16 protein-coding genes are annotated in these 18,224 nt (G+C 72.5%); 13 read left to right on the top strand and 3 right to left on the bottom strand.

Annotated elements, in window-relative coordinates; genetic code table 11:
• Positions 1-150: 150 nt before the first annotated feature.
• Positions 151-1,737, bottom strand: coding sequence for an alpha/beta hydrolase (locus tag ABZ910_RS01160; RefSeq protein ID WP_361357222.1), 1,587 nt, complete (start codon positions 1,735-1,737; stop codon positions 151-153).
• Between the two features lie 135 nt (positions 1,738-1,872).
• On the bottom strand, positions 1,873-2,964 hold the full coding sequence (locus ABZ910_RS01165) for an Rv2578c family radical SAM protein (RefSeq protein WP_361357225.1): 1,092 nt from the start codon (positions 2,962-2,964) through the stop codon (positions 1,873-1,875).
• Positions 2,965-3,122: 158 nt separating this feature from the next.
• On the opposite strand from ABZ910_RS01165, the gene ABZ910_RS01170 reads away from it, so the two are divergent.
• From ABZ910_RS01170 to ABZ910_RS01185, 4 genes are all read left to right on the top strand, one after another.
• A complete protein-coding gene (locus ABZ910_RS01170) occupies positions 3,123-3,566 on the top strand; it encodes an SRPBCC family protein (protein WP_361357227.1) in 444 nt (147 codons plus the stop codon).
• A 150-nt stretch (positions 3,567-3,716) separates the two neighbouring features.
• Positions 3,717-6,113 (top strand): MFS transporter, encoded by a 2,397-nt coding sequence (locus ABZ910_RS01175; protein ID WP_361357230.1) that lies wholly within the window; start codon positions 3,717-3,719, stop codon positions 6,111-6,113.
• A 184-nt stretch (positions 6,114-6,297) separates the two neighbouring features.
• A complete protein-coding gene (locus tag ABZ910_RS01180; RefSeq protein WP_361357233.1) occupies positions 6,298-8,751 on the top strand; it encodes a SpoIIE family protein phosphatase in 2,454 nt (817 codons plus the stop codon).
• Between the two features lie 172 nt (positions 8,752-8,923).
• Positions 8,924-9,646 (top strand): class I SAM-dependent methyltransferase, encoded by a 723-nt coding sequence (locus tag ABZ910_RS01185; protein ID WP_361357236.1) that lies wholly within the window; start codon positions 8,924-8,926, stop codon positions 9,644-9,646.
• Positions 9,647-9,696: 50 nt separating this feature from the next.
• Here the strand turns inward: ABZ910_RS01185 and ABZ910_RS01190 are convergent, their stop codons facing one another.
• Entirely contained in the window at positions 9,697-10,164 is a 468-nt protein-coding gene (locus ABZ910_RS01190; protein ID WP_361357238.1) for a helix-turn-helix domain-containing protein, read from the bottom strand.
• A 93-nt stretch (positions 10,165-10,257) separates the two neighbouring features.
• Between ABZ910_RS01190 and ABZ910_RS01195 the strand changes: the two genes are divergently transcribed.
• The 9 genes from ABZ910_RS01195 (at position 10,258) to ABZ910_RS01235 (ending at position 18,193) form a co-directional block, all read left to right on the top strand.
• On the top strand, positions 10,258-10,752 hold the full coding sequence (locus ABZ910_RS01195) for a PaaI family thioesterase (protein WP_361357240.1): 495 nt from the start codon (positions 10,258-10,260) through the stop codon (positions 10,750-10,752).
• 287 nt (positions 10,753-11,039) lie between these two features.
• Complete coding sequence (locus ABZ910_RS01200) at positions 11,040-11,189, top strand: hypothetical protein (RefSeq protein ID WP_361357241.1); 150 nt, start codon at positions 11,040-11,042, stop codon at positions 11,187-11,189.
• A gap of 34 nt (positions 11,190-11,223) precedes the next feature.
• Positions 11,224-12,057 carry a M55 family metallopeptidase gene (locus ABZ910_RS01205; RefSeq protein WP_361357242.1) on the top strand — a complete coding sequence of 278 codons (834 nt, stop codon included), beginning with the start codon at positions 11,224-11,226 and terminating at the stop codon, positions 12,055-12,057.
• A complete protein-coding gene (locus ABZ910_RS01210) occupies positions 12,050-13,354 on the top strand; it encodes a M20/M25/M40 family metallo-hydrolase (RefSeq protein ID WP_361357245.1) in 1,305 nt (434 codons plus the stop codon). Before ABZ910_RS01205 ends, ABZ910_RS01210 begins: the two co-directional genes overlap by 8 nt.
• Positions 13,355-13,370: 16 nt before the next feature.
• Positions 13,371-15,326, top strand: coding sequence for a prolyl oligopeptidase family serine peptidase (locus ABZ910_RS01215; protein ID WP_361357248.1), 1,956 nt, complete (start codon positions 13,371-13,373; stop codon positions 15,324-15,326).
• Between the two features lie 24 nt (positions 15,327-15,350).
• Complete coding sequence (locus tag ABZ910_RS01220; protein WP_361357251.1) at positions 15,351-16,274, top strand: LD-carboxypeptidase; 924 nt, start codon at positions 15,351-15,353, stop codon at positions 16,272-16,274.
• Between the two features lie 143 nt (positions 16,275-16,417).
• The gene (locus ABZ910_RS01225; protein ID WP_361357253.1) at positions 16,418-16,672 is read left to right on the top strand and encodes a LapA family protein; all 255 of its coding nucleotides are present in this window, start codon (positions 16,418-16,420) and stop codon (positions 16,670-16,672) included.
• 40 nt (positions 16,673-16,712) lie between these two features.
• A complete protein-coding gene (locus ABZ910_RS01230; RefSeq protein WP_361357255.1) occupies positions 16,713-17,282 on the top strand; it encodes a GNAT family protein in 570 nt (189 codons plus the stop codon).
• Between the two features lie 11 nt (positions 17,283-17,293).
• Positions 17,294-18,193 (top strand): arginase family protein, encoded by a 900-nt coding sequence (locus ABZ910_RS01235; RefSeq protein WP_361357258.1) that lies wholly within the window; start codon positions 17,294-17,296, stop codon positions 18,191-18,193.
• The last annotated feature ends 31 nt before the right edge of the window (positions 18,194-18,224 follow it).

The raw sequence follows: 18,224 nt of genomic DNA on the forward strand, positions 1-18,224 counted from the left end.
TACCGCACCTCGGGCACGCTCACGCCGTCCACCGCGAAGGGCGGATCCGAAGGCGCGTGTCGTCCATGACGGCACCTTGGAGAGCGACCGGCCGTGGTGCCCGGTCGTTATCCGGTCACCACGGCCGGTCGCCGTGCCGTCGGCCCCCGCTCAGTCGCGGAAGCCCAGCAGAGTGTGCAAGGTCGTGCCGCGGGACGACGTGCGCGCCGCCTTCGGGGTCTGTGGTTTCGGGTCGGGGGTCTTTGCGCAGACCGCGTCGATCTCGCCGGTGCCGTGGGGCACCTTGCCGTTGGTCAGGTAGGCGGCGAGGTGCTTGTCCAGGCAGGAGTTGCCGCTCAGTGTGATGCCGTGGTTTCCGCCGCCCTGTTCGACGACCAGGCTGGAGCCGTGCAGCAGGCGGTGGGCCCGGGTGCCGCCCTCGTACGGGGTGGCCGCGTCGTCCGTGGCCTGGAAGAGGAGCGCCGGCGGCAGCTCGCCGTTGGCGATGTTCACCGACTCCAGCGAGGGCACCGGCCAGAACGCGCACGGCGCGTTGTACCAGGCGTTGTTCCAGGCCATGAAGGGTGCCTTGGCGTGCACCGCACGGGTGTCCGCGCGCCACTGTTTCCAGTCGCGCGACCAGGAGGCGTCGCGGCACTGCACCGCTGTGTAGACGCTGTAGCTGTTGTCGCCCGAGGCGTCGACGGCGGCGAACTTCTCGTACGCGTCGACCAGCGCGTCGGACTTCTTGCCCCGCACGTACGAGGCGAACGCGTCGGCGAGGTAGGGCCAGTAGCCGTTGTAGTAGGCGCCCGGCATGAAGGTGTCCTCCAGTTCGGAGGCGCCGACCTTGCCGCCCGCCGGCTTCTTGGCGAGCGCGGCCCGCATCGCGTACCACTTGGCCTCGACCTTCGCCGGATCGGTGCCGAGCTTGTACTTCGTGTCGTTCTTGGCGATCCACGCCATCAGGGCGCGGTGGCGGGCGTCGAAGGCGTAGTCCTGCGCGAGGTTGTCGTCGTACCAGACGCCGGTCGGGTCGACGATCGAGTCCAGCACCAGGCGGTGCACCCGCTCCGGGAACAGCCGGGCGTAGACCGCGCCGAGATAGGTGCCGTACGAGTAGCCGAAGTAGCTGACCTTCCGCGCGCCGAGGGCCCTCCGGATCGCGTCCATGTCCTGCGCGGTGTTGCGGGTGTCGAGGTATGGCAGCACGCTCGCGTACTTCTTGCCGCAGGCGGCGGCGAAGGACTTCGCGCGCGTGAGGCCCGCCTGTTCGAGCGCGGGCGTGCCCGCGGCCGAGTCCGGGCGCACCGGGCCGAAGTAGCCGGGGGAGCAGTCCAGGGCGGGGGTGCTCTTGCCGACGCCGCGCGGGTCGAAGCCGATGACGTCGTACTGGGCCGCGACCGTCTTGGGCAGTGCGGACGCGACGAATCCGGCGAGCTTGAGACCGCTGCCGCCCGGTCCACCGGGGTTGACCAGCAGGGGGCCCTGGGACGTCTTGGCCGTGTGCCGGACGCGGGACAGGGCGAGCGTGATCTGCCGGCCGTCCGGGGCCGCGTGGTCGAGCGGCACCTTGAGGGACGCGCACTGCAGCGTCGGGTACTCGGTCGTGCCGCACTTCTTCCAGGCGAGGCCCGCGGCCCGGGTGGTCCCGGCGGTCGGAGCGCTGGGCCGCGTGCCCGCGTCGGCGGGGGCGGTCGCCAGCGACCCGGCCACGACGACGGCGGCACCGCACAGCACGGCTGCGCGTGTTCTCATCGGTCCTCCCAGGACGGCGGGGCTTCGGACCGCGAGGGTCACGGTCTCGGCCGCATAGTCCCGGCAAGAGCATCCGGAGGAACGCGTTCTGGCCACACTTGACCCGATTGGGCCGCGGGATGCCCTCGAACGCGCTCAGATCAGCGTGAGTTGAGTCGGTTCCGACGTGTCCGTGCCGTGCGCGGGCCGCTCTGCCCGAGCGGGCGGGCGGATCCGGCGGTGCTCGCTCGCGCGCGTGGGCCCGATCCCGTACTCCCGGGCGAGGTCGTGCACCTGGCGGGTGATCCGGCGCTGGTACCACTTGGGCGCGTACGCGCCCTCCGCGTACAGCCGCTCATAGCGGCGCACGAGGTGGGGGTGATGCTGTCCGAGCCACGCCATGAACCACTCGCGGGCCCCGGGCCGCAGATGCAGCACCAGCGGTGTGACGGAGGTGGCCCCGGAGGCCGCGATCGACCGTACGGTGTCCCGCAGTTGGGCCGGGTCGTCGCCCAGGAAGGGGATCACCGGCGCCATCAGCACACCGCAGCCGATGCCGTGCTCGCCGAGGGTCCGTACGACGTCCAGGCGCCGCTCGGGCGCGGGCGTGCCGGGTTCGACGGTGCGCCACAGGTCCGGGTCGGTGAAGCCGACGGAGACCGAGACGGCGACGTCCGTGACCTCGGCCGCCTGCTTCAGCAGGTCGAGGTCGCGCAGGATCAGCGTGCCCTTCGTCAGGATCGAGAAGGGGTTCGCGTGGTCGGTCAGGGCGGAGATGATGCCCGGCATCAGGCGGTAGCGGCCCTCGGCGCGCTGGTAGCAGTCGACGTTCGTCCCCATGGCGACGTGCTCGCCCTGCCAGCGGCGGGAGCCGAGCTGGCGGCGCAGCACCTCGGGCGCGTTCACCTTGACCACGATCTGGCTGTCGAAGCCGATGCCCGTGTCGAGGTCCAGATAGCTGTGCGTCTTGCGCGCGAAGCAGTAGACGCACGCGTGCGTGCAGCCGCGGTACGGGTTGACCGTCCACTCGAACGGCATCCGTGAGGCGCCCGGCACCCGGTTGAGGATCGAGCGGGCCCGGACCTCGTGGAAGGTGATTCCACGGAATTCGGGTGTGTCGAACGTACGAGTGGTCACGGCGTCCGCGCCGAACAGTGCGGCGTCGGCCGTCCGGCCGTGCCCGGACCCCGCGGTCTCTGCAGTATCCACGGTTTCCGTGGTCTCCGCGGTGAGGTTCTCCCAGCGCATCACGCCTCCTCGGTAGCGTCGACCCACACAATAGAACAACTGTTCGCATGATCGTGCAAGACGGTTTCCGACCACTTCCGGCACCCCGATTTGGGAGGCCTGGGGCCGGGGTGGTTGGCTTGTGCCGACCCCGAGAACCCACGTGCTGGAGGAACGCAATGGCGCAGGTCGAGGCCACTACGGAGCGGATCGTCGCGGCGAACGCGGAGGATGTGTTCGACGCCCTCGCCGACTACACCGGCACGCGGGCGAAGCTGCTGCCCGAGCACTTCAGCGAGTACGAGGTGCGCGAGGGAGGCGACGGCGAGGGCACCCTCGTCCACTGGAAGCTCCAGGCCACCAGCAAGCGGGTCCGCGACTGCCTGCTCGACGTCACCGAGCCGACCGACGGCGAGCTGGTCGAGAAGGACCGCAACTCCACGATGGTCACCACCTGGCGCGTCACCCCGGCCGACGAGGGCAGGTCCCGGGTCGTCGTGACCACCACCTGGAAGGGCGCCGGCGGCATCGGCGGCTTCTTCGAGCGGACCTTCGCCCCCAAGGGCCTCGGCCGGATCTACGACGCGGTGCTCGCCAAGCTCGCCGCCGAGGTCGAGAAGTAGCCCAAAGGGCAGCTGACGAAGGCGCGTTGATCCCTCACCGGTTCGAGTGGATCTCCGCGCCCTCCGGCATATCGCCGTAACTCGTCGCGCTCGCAGGTAGTTCTCGCCTTACGCGGGAACTGTGCGGCAGCGCGACGAGGGGAGCGGTACGTGGGCGGGATCACCCTGGTGAAGGACGAACCGGACACGGCGCCCCCGGACGCCGGGCAGCCGCCGTCGGCCCCGCCGGCCGCCCCGGACCCCGAACTCGGCACGCGCCGGGTCCGGTTGGTCTTCTTCGGGCTGATGCTCGCCCTGCTCCTCGCCGCCCTGGACCAGATGATCGTGGCCACGGCGCTGCCGAAGATCGTCGGCGAACTCCACGGCCTGGACCGGATGTCGTGGGCGATCACGGCCTATCTGCTCACGGCCACGGTGGGTCTGCCCCTCTACGGCAAGCTCGGCGACCTCCTCGGCCGCAAGGGCGTCTTCCAGTTCGCGATCCTCGTGTTCGTGGCCGGCTCCGCGCTCGCCGGACGGGCGCACCACATGGACGAGTTGATCGTCTTCCGCGCCGTGCAGGGCGTCGGCGCGGGCGGGCTCATGATCGGCGTGCAGGCGATCATCGCGGACATCGTGCCGCCCCGGCAGCGCGGCCGCTACATGGGCCTGATCGGTGCCGCCTTCGGCCTCGCCTCCGTCGCCGGACCGCTCCTCGGCGGCTACTTCACCGACCACGTCTCGTGGCGCTGGTGCTTCTACATCAACGTCCCCTTCGGCCTGGTCACCCTGGCCGTCGTCAGCGCCGTCCTCAAACTCCCGAGGCCCGCGATCCGGCGCCGGTTCGACGTCCTCGGCGCGCTGCTGCTCGCGGCGGTCTCCGTCTGCCTGGTGCTGCTGACCAGTTGGGGCGGCACCGAGTACGCGTGGGGCTCGCGCGAGATCCTCGGCCTCGGCGCGGGCGCGGCGGCCGCGGCCGTCCTCTTCCTCGTCGTCGAGCACTTCGCGGTCGAACCCCTCATCCCGCTACGGCTGTTCAGGGACCCCGTCTTCAACGTCACCGGCCTGGTCGGACTCGTCGTCGGCGTCGCCCTGTTCGGCGCGGCCAGCTATCTGCCGACGTTCCTGCAGATGGTCGACGGGGCCTCCGCCACCGCGTCGGGCCTGCTGATGCTGCCCATGATGGGCGGCATCGTCGGCGCGTCGATCATCTCGGGGCAGCTCATCAGCCGCACGGGCCGCTACAAGGTGTATCCGATCGTCGGGGGCGCGCTCTCCGCGGCCGGGATGTGGCTGCTCTCCCGGCTCTCGATCGATACGCCCCGGCTGCACTACAGCATCTGGATGGCCGTCCTCGGGGCCGGCATCGGCCTGGTGATGCCCGTCCTGATCCTCGCCGTGCAGAACTCCGTGCGCCCCTCCGACCTCGGCACCGCCACCAGCGCCAACAACTACTTCCGGCAGATCGGCGGCAGCGTCGGCGCCGCCGTCTTCGGCACCCTGTTCGCGAACCGGCTCGCCGACGCCCTGCGGCAGCGGCTGCCCGCGCGCGAGGGCGCCGTGCTCCCCGACCCCGAGTCGCTCACCCCGCAGCTCGTCCACGCCCTGCCGCCCGCCCTGCGTGACGCCTACATCCGCGCCTACGCCGACGCGATGCCCCGGATCTTCCTGTACCTCGTTCCGGTGCTCGTCCTCGGCCTGCTCATCGCCTTCTTCCTCAAGGAGAGACCGCTGGTGTCCCACAACGCCGCCGCAACAGAGCCCGCGAGCGCGCACGCCTCGATCCCGCAAGCCCGTTCGCCGTATGCCGCCGGAGTGCCCGTCTGCGGCACGGTGCAGCACCCCGACGGGACCGTGGTGCCCCGCGCGGCGCTCACCCTCATCGACGTCGCCGGGCAGCAGATCGGGCGGGGCGCGAGCGGCGAGGACGGGCGATACGCGCTGTCCACGCCCGGTTCGGGGTCGTACGTGCTGATCGCCGCCGCGGGCGGTCACCAGCCGCAAGCCGTCTCCGTGACCGTCGGCGAGCGGCCCGTCGAACTCGACGTCGTCCTCGGCGGCGCCGGACGCCTCGCGGGCACCGTGCTGACCGCGGACGGCAGCCCCGTGCGGGATGCCACGGTCACCCTCACCAACGTGCACGGCGAGGTCGTCTCCACCACCCGCAGCGGGCGCGAGGGCGGCTACGTCATCTCCGAACTGGTCGCGGGCGAGTACACCCTCGCCGCCAGCGCGCCCGCCTTCCGCCCCGCCGCGCTCCCCGTCAGCGTGCAGGCGGCCCGGGAGACCCGCCAGGACGTCGAACTCGCGGGCGGCGCCGTGCTGCGCGGCACCGTGCGGGCCGGCGGCGGACGGCCCGTCGAGGACGCGCGCGTGACGCTGCTCGACGCGGCCGGGAACGTCGTGGACACGCTCACCACCGGAGCCGACGGAACGTTCCGGTTCATCGACCTGTCCTCGGGCGAGTACACCGTCATCGCTGCCGGTTACCCGCCCGTCGCCACCGTCCTTCAAGTCGCGGGCGGGGGACGGACGGAGCGGGACCTCCAGCTGGGACACGAGGACTGAGGGGCCCGCCGGGTCGGCCCGGAGCCCACCCGGTCCCCCTGAGGCGCTGACCTGCGAACCGGTGCGAACCAGTGGAATCAATTCCAGAATTGCCACACATCGCAACCGGCCGCAGCCGTACGGTAGTGAGGGCGGCACAGATCATCGCGTCAGCGCGGAGCCGTGGGGAGGGAGGGCCGGGGCCATGGATCGTGGCACTGAGACGGACGCGCCTCCCGGTGGCGGAGCCGGGGGCGACGCGGCGGGCCGGATCCCGCTGGCCGTGGTCGTCGTCGACCGCGGCGGCCTCGTGTCCCACTGGAGCAGCGGCGCCCGGCGGCTGTTCGGCGCCGCCAAAAGCGAGGCCATCGGCCGCCCCGCGCTCGACCTGCTGCCCGTCTCCGGCGCGCTCCCGGAGGACGACGAGATCACCCCGTACGGGGCGTACGCGGCCTACGACGGTCTCGGGCCCGGCCTGGAGTCCTCCCTCGACGGGCGGCTGAACTACCCGGCGGCGGGCCGCGCCCGGCTCACCGTGCCCGGCCGCGACCGCGTCGACGTGCTGTGGTGGGCGTACCCGCTGGTGGGCCCGGGGCAGGAGCGCCTGCTGGTGCTGGCCGCCGACGCCGAGCGACTGCGCCCGGACATGCCGGACGCTCCGGACGACCGGACAGCGGAGGCGTTCGAGCGCATCGCGCCCGGCTTCGCGCTGCACACCGACTTCCCCGGCGCCGAGGAGCTCGCCCGCAAGCTCCCCGAGATCCTGCCCAGCATGAGCGTCGACGACGGCGCCCGCATCGTCGGGCAGGTCCTCGAACTGGGCTATCCCGTCCTGGAGTTCAGCCAGAGCGACCGGGTTCCCGTCACCCCCGACTGGGGCGTGGCCCGGCGCACCGAGCGCAAGGCGCGCCGCGAGCGCGCCGCACGGGCCCTGGCGCAGGGCCTGCCGCTGCCCGAGGAACTCGCCGCCGATGACGAGGGCGAGGACCTCGAGTACGCCGCCGTACGCGAACACCTGGAGTTCCTCAACGAGGTCAGCGGAAAGATCGGCACCTCCCTCGACCTGGCGCAGACGATCACCGAGGTCAGCCGGGCCGTCGTACCGCGCTTCACCGATGTCGCCGGTACCTACCTGCGCGAACAGGTCGTCGCCGGCGAGGGGTTCCCCGACGGCGTGCCCGACACCACCACCCTGTGGCACCGGGTCGCCGTCGAGCACACCGACGAACCCGGCCGCTGGGACGACGTCGTCCCGGTCGGCGAGGCCATGCCGTTTCCGGCGCACACCCCGTTCTTCCAGTGCATGACCAGCGGCGAGCCCGTGCTCGTACCGCGCATCAGCGAGCAGGCGGGGCACGCCATCGCCGCGCAGTTCGAGAAGCGCGACATCAGACCGCTGATCACGGGCCGCTCGATGCTGGTCGTCCCGCTCAAGGCGCGCGACGTCGTCCTCGGCTTCATGATCCTGCTGCGCCACCCCGAGCGCCCCGTGTTCAACGACATGGACCGGGTCACCGGCGCCGAACTCGCCGCCCGCGCGGGCCTCGTGCTCGACAACGCGCGCATGTACACCTACCAGGAGAGCGTCGCCGAGACCCTCCAGGACAGCATGCTGCCGCACATCCCGCGGCGCATGGCTGGCTGCGACATCGCCACCCGCTACCTCCCCGGCACGCTGCTCGGCCGGGTCGGCGGCGACTGGTTCGACTCGGTGAAGCTGCCCGGCGCCCGCACCGCCCTCGTCGTCGGCGACGTCATGGGCCACGGCCTCAACTCGGCCGCCATGATGGGCCAGTTGCGTACGGCCGTACAGACCATGGCGGCCCTCGACCTGCCGCCCGCCCAACTCCTGCGCAGCCTCGACGATCTGGCCCAGCGCCTCGGCGACACCTACCTCGCCACCTGCCTGTACGCCGTCTACGACCCGATCGGGAGCGAGCTGCACCTCGCCAACGCGGGTCACATCCCGCCCGTGCTGGTGCGCGCCGCGGACGGCCGCAGCGGCCTGCTCGACCTGCCGACCGGCGCCCCCATCGGCGTCGGCGGGGTGCCCTTCGAGTCGGTGTGCGTGCGGGTCGAGCCCGGCGACCGGCTGGTCATGTGCACCGACGGCCTGGTGGAGGTGCGCGGCGAGGACATCGGCGTCGGCCTCGCGACCCTGTGCGAGTCCGCCGCCCATCCGGCCGCGTCCATGGACGACGCCTGCGACACGATCATCCGCGCCCTCAACACGCGCGGCGGCCGCAAGGACGACGTGGCCCTGCTGATGGCCCGCCTGGGAGGCATCGCGCCCGAGGACGTCGCCGAGTGGCGGCTCGCCCGCGACCCGATCGAGGTCGGCCGGGCGCGCGCGGTGGTCCGCGAGCAGCTGCACGACTGGGATCTCGCCCGGCTTACGGACCCCGCGGAGCTGATGGTCAGCGAGCTGGTCACCAATGCCGTACGGCACGCACACGGCCGTCACGTCCAGCTGCGGCTGGTGCGGGGCGACACGCTGCTGTGCGAGGTGGACGACGAGGACCAGACCCTGCCGACGCTGCTCAGCGCCGAGTGCGGGCGAGGGCTGCGCGTGGTCAGCACCCTGGCTCGGGAGTGGGGCGCCAGCCGGACGAGCGCCGGGAAGACGGTCTGGTTCGAGCTGAGTTCGCGGCGACGCTGACCGTGGACGGAGCGTGCCGTGTCGCCTCGCGCGCCGGCGTACGCGTATCGAACGCGCGGTAAAGGGTGGGGCGAAGGAACACCCCGGGCGCTTGTGGCCGACACCGGCGCGCGATAGACCGTACTGTCCCGTCACTGATGGCGGATCGGCGTCGCACCCCGAGGAGTTGGGCATGAGCGTGACGAGTCGGTACCGGCAGGCCTGGGAGGGATTCTGGCGCGAGGCGCCCGACGAGCCGGGGGCCGTCCTCTGGGATGCCGAGCCCGCGCTGACGGCCGGCATCCACCTGGGTCTCCTCGAGCCGCGCCTAGCCGACCCCGGCCTGCCCCTGGTCGACCTCGGCTGCGGCAACGGCACCCAGACCCGGTTCCTCGCCGGCCGCTTCACGCGCGTCCTCGGCGCCGACATCGCCGAGGCGGCCCTCGACCACGCCCGGCACGCCGACCCCGCGCGCCTGGCGACGTACCGGCTGCTGGACGCCGCCGAGACGAGCGAGGCCCAGTTGCTGCACGCGGAGCTCGGCGACGCCAACGTCTACATGCGGGGCGTGCTGCACCAGACCGAGCCCGACGACCGCCAGTCGCTGGTGGACGGCCTCGCGGCCCTGGTCGGCGAACGCGGCCGAGCCCTCCTGGTCGAGCTGTCGGAGGCCGCCCGCCCCGTCCTGCTGGGCCTGGCCCAGAGCCCGGCCGGCCCCCCGCCCAAGCTCGCGCCGATCTTCCGGCACGGCATCGCCCCCGGCGAGGTCGCCGACGCCGCCGTGCCCAAGTACCTGGAGGCGGCCGGGCTCACGGTGCTGGCGAGCGGCGAACTGCCCCTGGTCACCACCGAGTTCGCGCCGGACGGCACACTCATCGAGCTGCCGTCGAAGTGGCTGGTGGCGGGGGTGGGCTGAGATCCGCCCGTGAGCCTGGGGTGAGATCAGCCTGTGAGCCCGTAGGCCCGTCAGGTCCGGCGGCGGGCGCCGGGCCCCGGCCGAGCTGAGACGTCCTTCGGGGTCAGCGCTAGGTGCTCCTCCGCGCACTCGACGACGACCCGCACCGGCGCTCCGCACTCGGCGTGGCGTATGTCCAGGACGGGGCCCTCGGGGCTGGGGGCGTACGTCTCGCCCCACTGGCGCAGGGCGATGAGCACGGGCCAGAGGTCCCATCCCTTGCGGGTCAGCCGGTACTCCTTGCGGGAGCGGCTGCCCGGCTCCCGGTAGGGGACGGTGGTGAGGATGCCGGCGGCGGTCAGCTTCCGGAGCCGATCGCTCAGGACCGCCTCCGACAGGCCGATGTGGCGCCTGAAGTCGTCGAACCTGCGCACGCCGTTGGCGGCGTCGCGCAGGATCAGGAAGGTCCACTTCTCGCCGACCACCTCGAGCGTGCGCTGGACGCTGCAGGTGTCCGTGCTCACCTCAAGCCACTCCATCCCGCCATGGTAGGGGCCTGGCTTCGCCGTTGACAGTCAGATGACCGCCCGGCTAGCTTCGATCGTCGAAGTCAGCCGGGAGGTAGCGAGGGCATGGGACGCACACGGACGTACGAGTGGGAGGACCCCGCGGTCACGGCGGCGGCCGTCGGACTCTCCTCCGGCCTGGACCTGCTGCGTGAGATTCAGGCGGGCCGTACGCCGGGGCCGCCGGTCGCGGCCACCCTGGACTTCACCCTTGACGAGGTGGACGAGGGCCGCGCTGTGTTCTCCCTGCTGCCGGGCGAGGAGCACTACAACCCGATCGGCAGCGTGCACGGCGGCGTCTACGCCACGCTGCTCGACTCGGCGGCGGGCTGCGCGGTCCACTCCACGCTGCCGCCGGGCATGGGCTACACCTCGCTCGACCTGACGGTGAAGTTCCTGAAGCGGATCACGGTGGACACGGGCCGGGTGCGGGCCATCGGCACGGTGCTCAACCGGGGCCGCCAGACCGCGCTCGCCGAGGCCCGGCTGGTCGACGCGAACGACCGCCTGCTGGCCCATGCCACCAGCAGCTGCATGCTGTTCCCGATGCCCGCCGCCTGAGGAGAGGCTGCGCCGCCCAGGCCGCGCCGCGGCGCCGGACGGCGGCCGGGCCCCGCGGCCAGGCAGCCACCGGCCCCGACGGCGCCCTTACCTGGTGTCCCTCGTGCTGACATCGTCGCTCACCCAGAAGTCCGAGGACCTCGAGCGCTGGATCGTACGGGTACTCGGCAGCCTCGCGGCCGACGACCCAGGTCATCCTCAACTGCGCCACACCGTACGGGTGTTCCTGGAATCGGGGGGGCAGCTACACCCAGGCCACGGCGCGACTTCACCTGCACAAGAACACCGTGCACTACCGCATCCGCAAGGCCGAGCAACTGCGCGGCCGGCCGTTGACCGAGGGCCGGATGGATGTGGAAGTGGCGTTGATGGCCAGGGCCTTGCTGTGGCGCCGCTCGGCCCGGCCTGACCCGAGACCGCTCCGCTCCGGCTCGTAGGAAGTTCCCTCGTCGACGCGTAACGTGAAGCACCATGAAGATCCTCATCAGTGCGGACATGGAGGGTGCCACCGGCGTCACCTGGCCGGCCGACGTGCTGCCCGGGACGCCGCAGTGGGAGCGGTGCCGGTCGATGTTCACCTCGGACGTGGCCGCCGCCGCGCTCGGCTTCTTCGACGGCGGCGCCGACGAGGTGCTCGTCAACGAGGCCCACTGGAGCATGCGCAATCTGCTCCTGGAGCAGCTCGACGACCGGGTGCAGATGATCACCGGGCGGCACAAGTCGCTGTCCATGGTCGAAGGCGTGCAGCACGGGGACGTGGACGGCGTCGCGTTCATCGGCTACCACACGGGCGCCGGCATGGAGGGCGTGCTCGCGCACACCTACCTGCCCAACTCGATCACCGGGGTGTGGCTGAACGACGTACGGGCGAGCGAGGGCCTGCTCAACGCGCACGTCGTCGCCGAGTACGGGGTGCCCGTCGTTCTCGTCACCGGCGACGACCTGGCCTGCGAGGACGCGCTCGGCTATGCGCCCGAGGCGCTCAAGGTCGCGGTCAAGGACCATGTGTCGCGGTACACGGCCGTGTGCCGTACCCCGGCCAGGACCGCCGCCGACGTCCGGGCCGCCGCCAAGGAGGCGGCCGCGCTGGCGGTGCGCCACCGGCCCGTCGAGGGCGGGCCGTTCACCGTCGCCGTTGAGTTCGACGCCGAGCACCTGGCCCTGTCCGCCACCGTCGTGCCCGGGGTCGAGCGGATCGGGGAGCGGAAGGTGGCGTACACCAGCGACACCATGTACGAGGCGATCCGCACGTTCAAGGCGGTCACCACGATCGTCTCGGCCGCCGTGGAGGAGCAGTATGGCTGACGAGCTGGCACTGGACGAGGTCGTGCGGTTCACGTCCGACCTGATTCGGATCGACACCACCAACCGGGGCGGGGGCGACTGCCGGGAGCGGCCCGCCGCCGAGTACGCCGCCGAGCAGCTGGCGGGCGCGGGCCTCGAACCCCTGCTCCTGGAGCGCTCCTCCGGCCGGACGAATGTCGTCGCGCGCATCGAGGGCACCGACCCGGCCGCCGACGCGCTGCTCGTGCACGGTCACCTCGACGTCGTGCCTGCCCAGGCGGCGGACTGGAGCGTGCACCCGTTCTCCGGGGAGATCCGCGACGGCGTCGTGTGGGGCCGGGGCGCGGTCGACATGAAGAACATGGACGCGATGATCCTCGCGGTCGTACGGAACTGGGCGCGCGTGGGCGTACGGCCCCGCCGGGACATCGTCGTCGCGTTCACCGCCGACGAGGAGGCCAGCGCCGAGGACGGCTCCGGGTACCTCGCCGACGAGCACGGCGCGCTGTTCGAGGGGTGCACGGAGGGCATCAGCGAGTCGGGCGCGTTCACCTTCCACGACGGCGCCGGACGGCAGATCTATCCCATCGCCGCCGGAGAGCGCGGCACCGCCTGGCTGAAGCTCACCGCGCGCGGCCGGGCCGGACACGGCTCCAAGGTCAACCGGGAGAACGCGGTCACCCGGCTCGCCGCCGCGATCACCCGGATCGGCGAGCACGCATGGCCGCTGCGGATGACCCCGACCGTGCGCGCCTCCCTCACCGAACTCGCCGCGCTGTACGGCATCGAGGCGGACTTGAGCGACGTGGACGGGCTGCTGGAGAAGCTCGGCCCGGCCGCTCAGCTCGTCGAGGCCACCCTCCGCAACAGCGCCAACCCGACCATGCTGGACGCCGGTTACAAGGTCAACGTGATCCCCGGCGAGGCCGTCGCCTACGTCGACGGACGCTGTGTGCCGGGCGGCGAGGAGGAGTTCCGCGCCACCCTCGACCTGCTGACCGGACCGGACGTCGACTGGGAGTTCGCGCACCGGGAGGTCGCCCTCGAAGCGCCGGTGGACTCGCCGACGTACGCCCGGATGCGGGCCGCCGTCGAGGAGTTCGCGCCCGAGGGGCACGTGGTGCCGTTCTGCATGACCGGCGGCACGGACGCCAAGCAGTTCTCGCGGCTGGGCATCACCGGGTACGGGTTCGCCCCGCTGAAGCTCCCGGAGGGCTTCGACTACGGCAAGCTCTTCCACGGCGTCGACGAGCGGGTGCCGGTCGAGGCCCTGCACTTCGGCGTCCGTGTCCTCGACCGTTTCCTGCGCACCGCTTAGACCATTGGGGGACGACATGCAGACCATGGCGTACGGCTCCTGGCCCTCGCCGATCGGCGCCGCCCTGGCGGCCGCGCACGACGGGCAGCCCGAGTGGGTGGGCTTCGTCGGCGACGAGACCTGGTGGACCGAGCCCCGGTCCGCCGAGGGCGGCCGCCGGACCCTCGTACGGCGCCGCGCCGACGGCACGGAGGAGTCCGTCCTCCCCGCGCCGTGGAACGTGCGCAGCCGGGTCATCGAATACGGCGGGCAGCCCTGGGCGGGGACGGTGCGGGACGGGCAACCGCTCGTGGTGTTCGTCCACTTCGCCGACCAGCGGCTGTACGCGTACGAACCCTCAGGCGCGCCGCCGCGCCCGCTGACCCCCGTGTCGCCGGTCGGCGGCGGACTGCGCTGGGCGGAGCCGGTGTTGGATCTGGTGCGCGGCGAAGTGTGGTGCGTGCTTGAGGAGTTCACCGGTGACGGACCGGGCGATGTGCGCCGCGTGCCCGCCGCCGTACCGCTCGACGGCTCGGCCGCCGAGGACCGCGGTGCCGTCCGTGAACTGACCGGCGAGCGGCACCGGTTCGTGACCGGTCCGCGACTGTCGCCCGACGGCCGGCGCGCCGCATGGCTCGCCTGGGACCATCCGCGCATGCCGTGGGACGGCACGGAACTCGTCGTGGCCGACGTCGGCGAGGACGGCACCCTGCGCGGGGCGCGGACCGTCGCCGGCGGACCCGAGGAGTCCGTCGCCCAGGCCGAGTGGTCGCACGACGGCCGTCTGCTCCACGCGAGCGACCGCACCGGCTGGTGGAACCTGTACCGCGACGGCGCGCCGGTGTGCCCGCGCGAGGAGGAGTTCGGCGGACCGCTGTGGAAGCTCGGGCACCGCTGGTTCGCCCCGCTCGACAGCGGCCTGATCGCCGTCGTGCACGGGCACGGCGCCAAGGTGCTCGGCATCCTGGACCCGGAGACCGGCGAGGTCGTCGACGTGCCCGGACCCTGGACCGAGTTCGCGCCCACGCTCGCGGCCCACGGCGACCGGGTCGTCGCCGTGGGCGCGGGACCCCACCGCGGGTACGAGGTCGTCGAGCTGGACACCCGCACCGGCCGCACCCGGGTGATCGGCGCCCCGCACAGCGACCCGGTCGACCCCGCCCACTACCCCGAGCCGCGGATCCGCACCTTCACCGGCCCCGGCGGACGCGAGGTGCACGCGCACATCTACCCGCCCCGCCATCCCGACTGCGCCGCCCCCGAGGGCGAGCTTCCGCCGTACGTCGTCTGGGCGCACGGCGGCCCCACCAGCCGGGCGCCGCTGGTGCTGGACCTGGAGATCGCCTACTTCACCTCGCGCGGCATCGGGGTCGCCGAGGTCAACTACGGCGGCTCGACCGGGTACGGCAGGGAGTACCGCGACCGGCTGCGCGAGCAGTGGGGCGTCGTCGACGTCGAGGACTGCGCGGCCGTCGCCGTCGCCCTCGCCGACGAGGGCACCGCCGACCGCGCCCGGCTCGCCATCCGGGGCGGCAGCGCGGGCGGCTGGACCACCGCCGCGTCCCTGACCACCACCGACGTCTACGCCTGCGGCACGATCAGCTATCCGATCTTCGACCTCACCGGCTGGGGCACGGGGGAGACCCACGACTTCGAGTCGCGGTATCTGGAGAGCCTCGTCGGACCGCTCGCCGAGGTGCCTGAACGGTACGCCGAGCGTTCGCCCAGCGAGCACGCCGACAAGATCACCGCGCCCTTCCTGCTGCTCCAGGGCCTCGACGACGTGATCTGCCCGCCCGTACAGTGCGAGCGCTTCCTCACGCGGATCGAGGGGCGCCGGGTGCCGCACGCCTACCTCACCTTCGAGGGCGAGGGCCACGGCTTCCGGCGGGCCGACACGATGGTGCGCGCCCTGGAGGCCGAACTCTCCCTGTACGCCCAGGTGTTCGGGCTGACCGTGCCCGACATCCGCAAGCTGGAGCTGTCCGAATGACGGAACGTGAGTGAAGGAACCCGCGTGAAGGAACTTCTGCGGCCGCCGCGCCTTGCCCCCGGTGCCCGGGTGGCGGTGGTCGCCCCGAGCGGGCCCGTGCCGGAGGAGCGGCTCCAGGCCGGCCTCGACATCCTGCGCGGCTGGGACCTCGACCCGGTCGTGGCGCCCCATGTGCTGGACCGGCACGGCGAGTTGGGCTACCTGGCGGGCGCGGACGCCGACCGGGCCGCCGACCTCCAGCGGGCCTGGTGCGATCCGACGGTGTCGGCCGTGCTGTGCGCCCGCGGCGGCTACGGCGCGCAGCGCATGGTCGACCTGCTCGACTGGGACGCGATGCGGGCCGCCGGGCCGAAGGTGCTCGTCGGCTTCAGCGACGTCACCGTGCTGCACCAGGCCTTCGCCACCCGGCTGGGCCTGGTCACGCTGCATGGGCCCGCGGCCGCGGGCGTGGACTTCATCAAGAGCACGCACGCGCAGGAACACCTGAGGGCCACCCTCTTCGCCCCGGAGACGGTGCGGACCGTCGCGACCGGTGGTACGGCCCTGGTCCCGGGGCGGGCCAGGGGCGTCACGCTCGGCGGCTGCCTCGCCCTGCTCGCCACCGACCTCGGCACGCCGCTCGCCCACCCGGGCGCCCGCGGCGGACTGCTGCTGCTAGAGGAGGTCGGCGAACAGCCGTACTGCATCGACCGATTGCTGACCCAACTCCTGCGCTCCGGCTGGCTCGACGGCGTCACGGGCATCGGGCTCGGGTCCTGGGCGCGATGCGGGCCGTACGAGGAGCTGCGCCCCGTCCTTGTCGACCGGCTCGGCGGCCTCGGGGTGCCGGTGGCCGAGGAGTTGGGGTTCGGGCACTGCGACGAGGCACTGACGGTGCCCTTCGGGGTGACGGCCGAACTGGACGCGGACACGGGCACATTGACGCTCGACGAGCCGGCGCTGTGCTGATCTGCGCTCCCGCCGCCGGCCGGCCGCCGGTACCGACCGGTCGGTAGTGGGCTCGCCCCGTCGTCCCGTCACCGCGTCGCCTCGTCACCCGGTGGGTGTCCCTCGTCGTGCGGGAGGGAGGGCGCGGGCCCACCCTGGTTCGCATGAGCCCGAAGACCTCCGAGAGCGGCGGCGCGGCCGGCGCGAAGAGCGGTTCCCGCGACGGGGCGATGTCGTCCGGCCGGATCACCGTCATGGCGCTCGTCGTCCTCGCGCTGGTCCTGGTCTTCCAGAACACCCGCCCCACCCGGATCCGGCTGCTGGTCCACGAGGTCACCGTGCCGCTGTGGATGGCCCTGCTCGGCACCGGGACCATCGGCGCGCTGTGCGGGGCGTACTGCAGGAAGCGGCGCGAATGAATCCGGCGGCGGCGTGGGCCGACCGGCGTAGGGTGGCCGTATGCCGCACAGCGCATCCCGCTATCTCGCCGAGGGACCCCGGGTGGGCATACGCCCCTTCACCCCCGAGGACGGCCCGGAGTTCACCGCCCGCGCCCGGGAGAGCAAGGACCTGCACCATCCGTGGCTGTTCCCGCCGACCAGCGACGAGGCGTACGCCGCGTATGTGACGCGGATGATCGAGGACCCGGCGAAGGCCGGGTTCCTGGTGTGCGAGAAGGACGGCGGGGCCATCGCCGGGTTCATCAACATCAACAACATCGTCGAGGGCTCCTTCCGGTCCGGTGCCCTCGGTTACGGCGCCTTCGTGCACGCGGCCGGGCGCGGGCTCATGCGGGAGGGCATGGGCCTGGTGATGGACCACGCCTTCGGGCCGATGCGGCTGCACCGGCTGGAGATCAGCGTGCAGCCCGGCAACGCCGCCTCCATCGCCCTCGCCCGTGGCGCCGGCTTCCGTCTGGAGGGCTTCTCGCCGAAGATGCTCTTCATCGACGGGGCCTGGCGGGACCACGAGCGGTGGGCGATCACCGTCGAGGCGCGAACAACTGGACGGCCGACCTCCGGTCGGTGAAGATCGGCCGCATGTCAAATCTCGTAGTGCTCGACGCCCCGTCCAATCTGGGCCTGCGCCCGCCCGCCCCCGGAATCGAGCCCGGCTGCTACCAACTCGCCCGGGCCCTGCGCCGGGAGCGGATCCTGCCGCGGCTCGGGGCACGGGAGGGCGGCGTCGTGCCGCCGCCGCGCTACGACCGCGGGAACTGGCAGGAGGGCGACGGCGTCTTCCACGCGGGCGCCATAGCGGCGTACACCGTCCAACTGGCCGACCGCATCGAACGCCACGTCCGCGCAGGGGACTTCCCCGTCGTCCTCGGCGGCGACTGCTCCATCCAGCTCGGCGCGTCGCTCGCGCTGCGCCGCCTCGGGCGGTTCGGGCTGGCCGCCGTCGACGCCTCCCCGGACTTCCGGCACCCCGGCAACTCCGACCGGATCGGGGCGGCGGGCGGCGAGGAGGTCGCGCTGGCCACCGGGCGCGGGCAGCGGGACCTGACGGACCTGGAGGGGCTCGGTCCCTATCTCCGGGACGAGGACGTGCGGTTCTTCGGCATCCGCGACTTCTTCCACGAGGAAAGGGCCGAGTTGGCGGCGCTGAAGATCCCGGTCGTCACCGTCTCCGACCTGCGCCAGTGGGGCGCCGATCCCCTCGGACGGGCCACCGTGCACAGCTTCGAGGTCCCGCAACTCGACGGCTTCTGGGTGCACTTGGACGCCGATGTCCTCGACCCGTCGGTGATGCCCGCCGTCGACAGCCCCGACCCGGGCGGCCTGCTGCCGGAAGAACTCCTCGCCCTGCTTCGCCCGTTGCTCGCCTCCGCGTACTGCGTCGGCCTCAACGTCACCATCTACGACCCCGACCTGGACCCGGACGGCACGGCCGGCGCCCTGCTCGCCGACCTCGTGGTCGCCGCCTTTGCGGAATCCTGACCGGCAGGTCCCCTGGTCGGCTCGCGGGACG

The sequence above is a fragment of the Streptomyces sp. NPDC046805 genome, assembly GCF_040645355.1.
Classification (GTDB): Bacteria; Actinomycetota; Actinomycetes; order Streptomycetales; family Streptomycetaceae; genus Streptomyces.

Coding starts and splice junctions, on each gene's coding strand:
- ABZ910_RS01225 (WP_361357253.1), top strand. CDS start 16,418: ATGAGCCCGAAGACCTCCGAGAGCGGCGGCGCGGCCGGCGCGAAGAGC.
- ABZ910_RS01230 (WP_361357255.1), top strand. CDS start 16,713: ATGCCGCACAGCGCATCCCGCTATCTCGCCGAGGGACCCCGGGTGGGC.
- ABZ910_RS01210 (WP_361357245.1), top strand. CDS start 12,050: ATGGCTGACGAGCTGGCACTGGACGAGGTCGTGCGGTTCACGTCCGAC.
- ABZ910_RS01170 (WP_361357227.1), top strand. CDS start 3,123: ATGGCGCAGGTCGAGGCCACTACGGAGCGGATCGTCGCGGCGAACGCG.
- ABZ910_RS01185 (WP_361357236.1), top strand. CDS start 8,924: ATGAGCGTGACGAGTCGGTACCGGCAGGCCTGGGAGGGATTCTGGCGC.
- ABZ910_RS01165 (WP_361357225.1), bottom strand. CDS start 2,964: ATGCGCTGGGAGAACCTCACCGCGGAGACCACGGAAACCGTGGATACT.
- ABZ910_RS01195 (WP_361357240.1), top strand. CDS start 10,258: ATGGGACGCACACGGACGTACGAGTGGGAGGACCCCGCGGTCACGGCG.
- ABZ910_RS01205 (WP_361357242.1), top strand. CDS start 11,224: ATGAAGATCCTCATCAGTGCGGACATGGAGGGTGCCACCGGCGTCACC.
- ABZ910_RS01190 (WP_361357238.1), bottom strand. CDS start 10,164: ATGGAGTGGCTTGAGGTGAGCACGGACACCTGCAGCGTCCAGCGCACG.
- ABZ910_RS01160 (WP_361357222.1), bottom strand. CDS start 1,737: ATGAGAACACGCGCAGCCGTGCTGTGCGGTGCCGCCGTCGTCGTGGCC.
- ABZ910_RS01180 (WP_361357233.1), top strand. CDS start 6,298: ATGGATCGTGGCACTGAGACGGACGCGCCTCCCGGTGGCGGAGCCGGG.
- ABZ910_RS01215 (WP_361357248.1), top strand. CDS start 13,371: ATGCAGACCATGGCGTACGGCTCCTGGCCCTCGCCGATCGGCGCCGCC.
- ABZ910_RS01235 (WP_361357258.1), top strand. CDS start 17,294: ATGTCAAATCTCGTAGTGCTCGACGCCCCGTCCAATCTGGGCCTGCGC.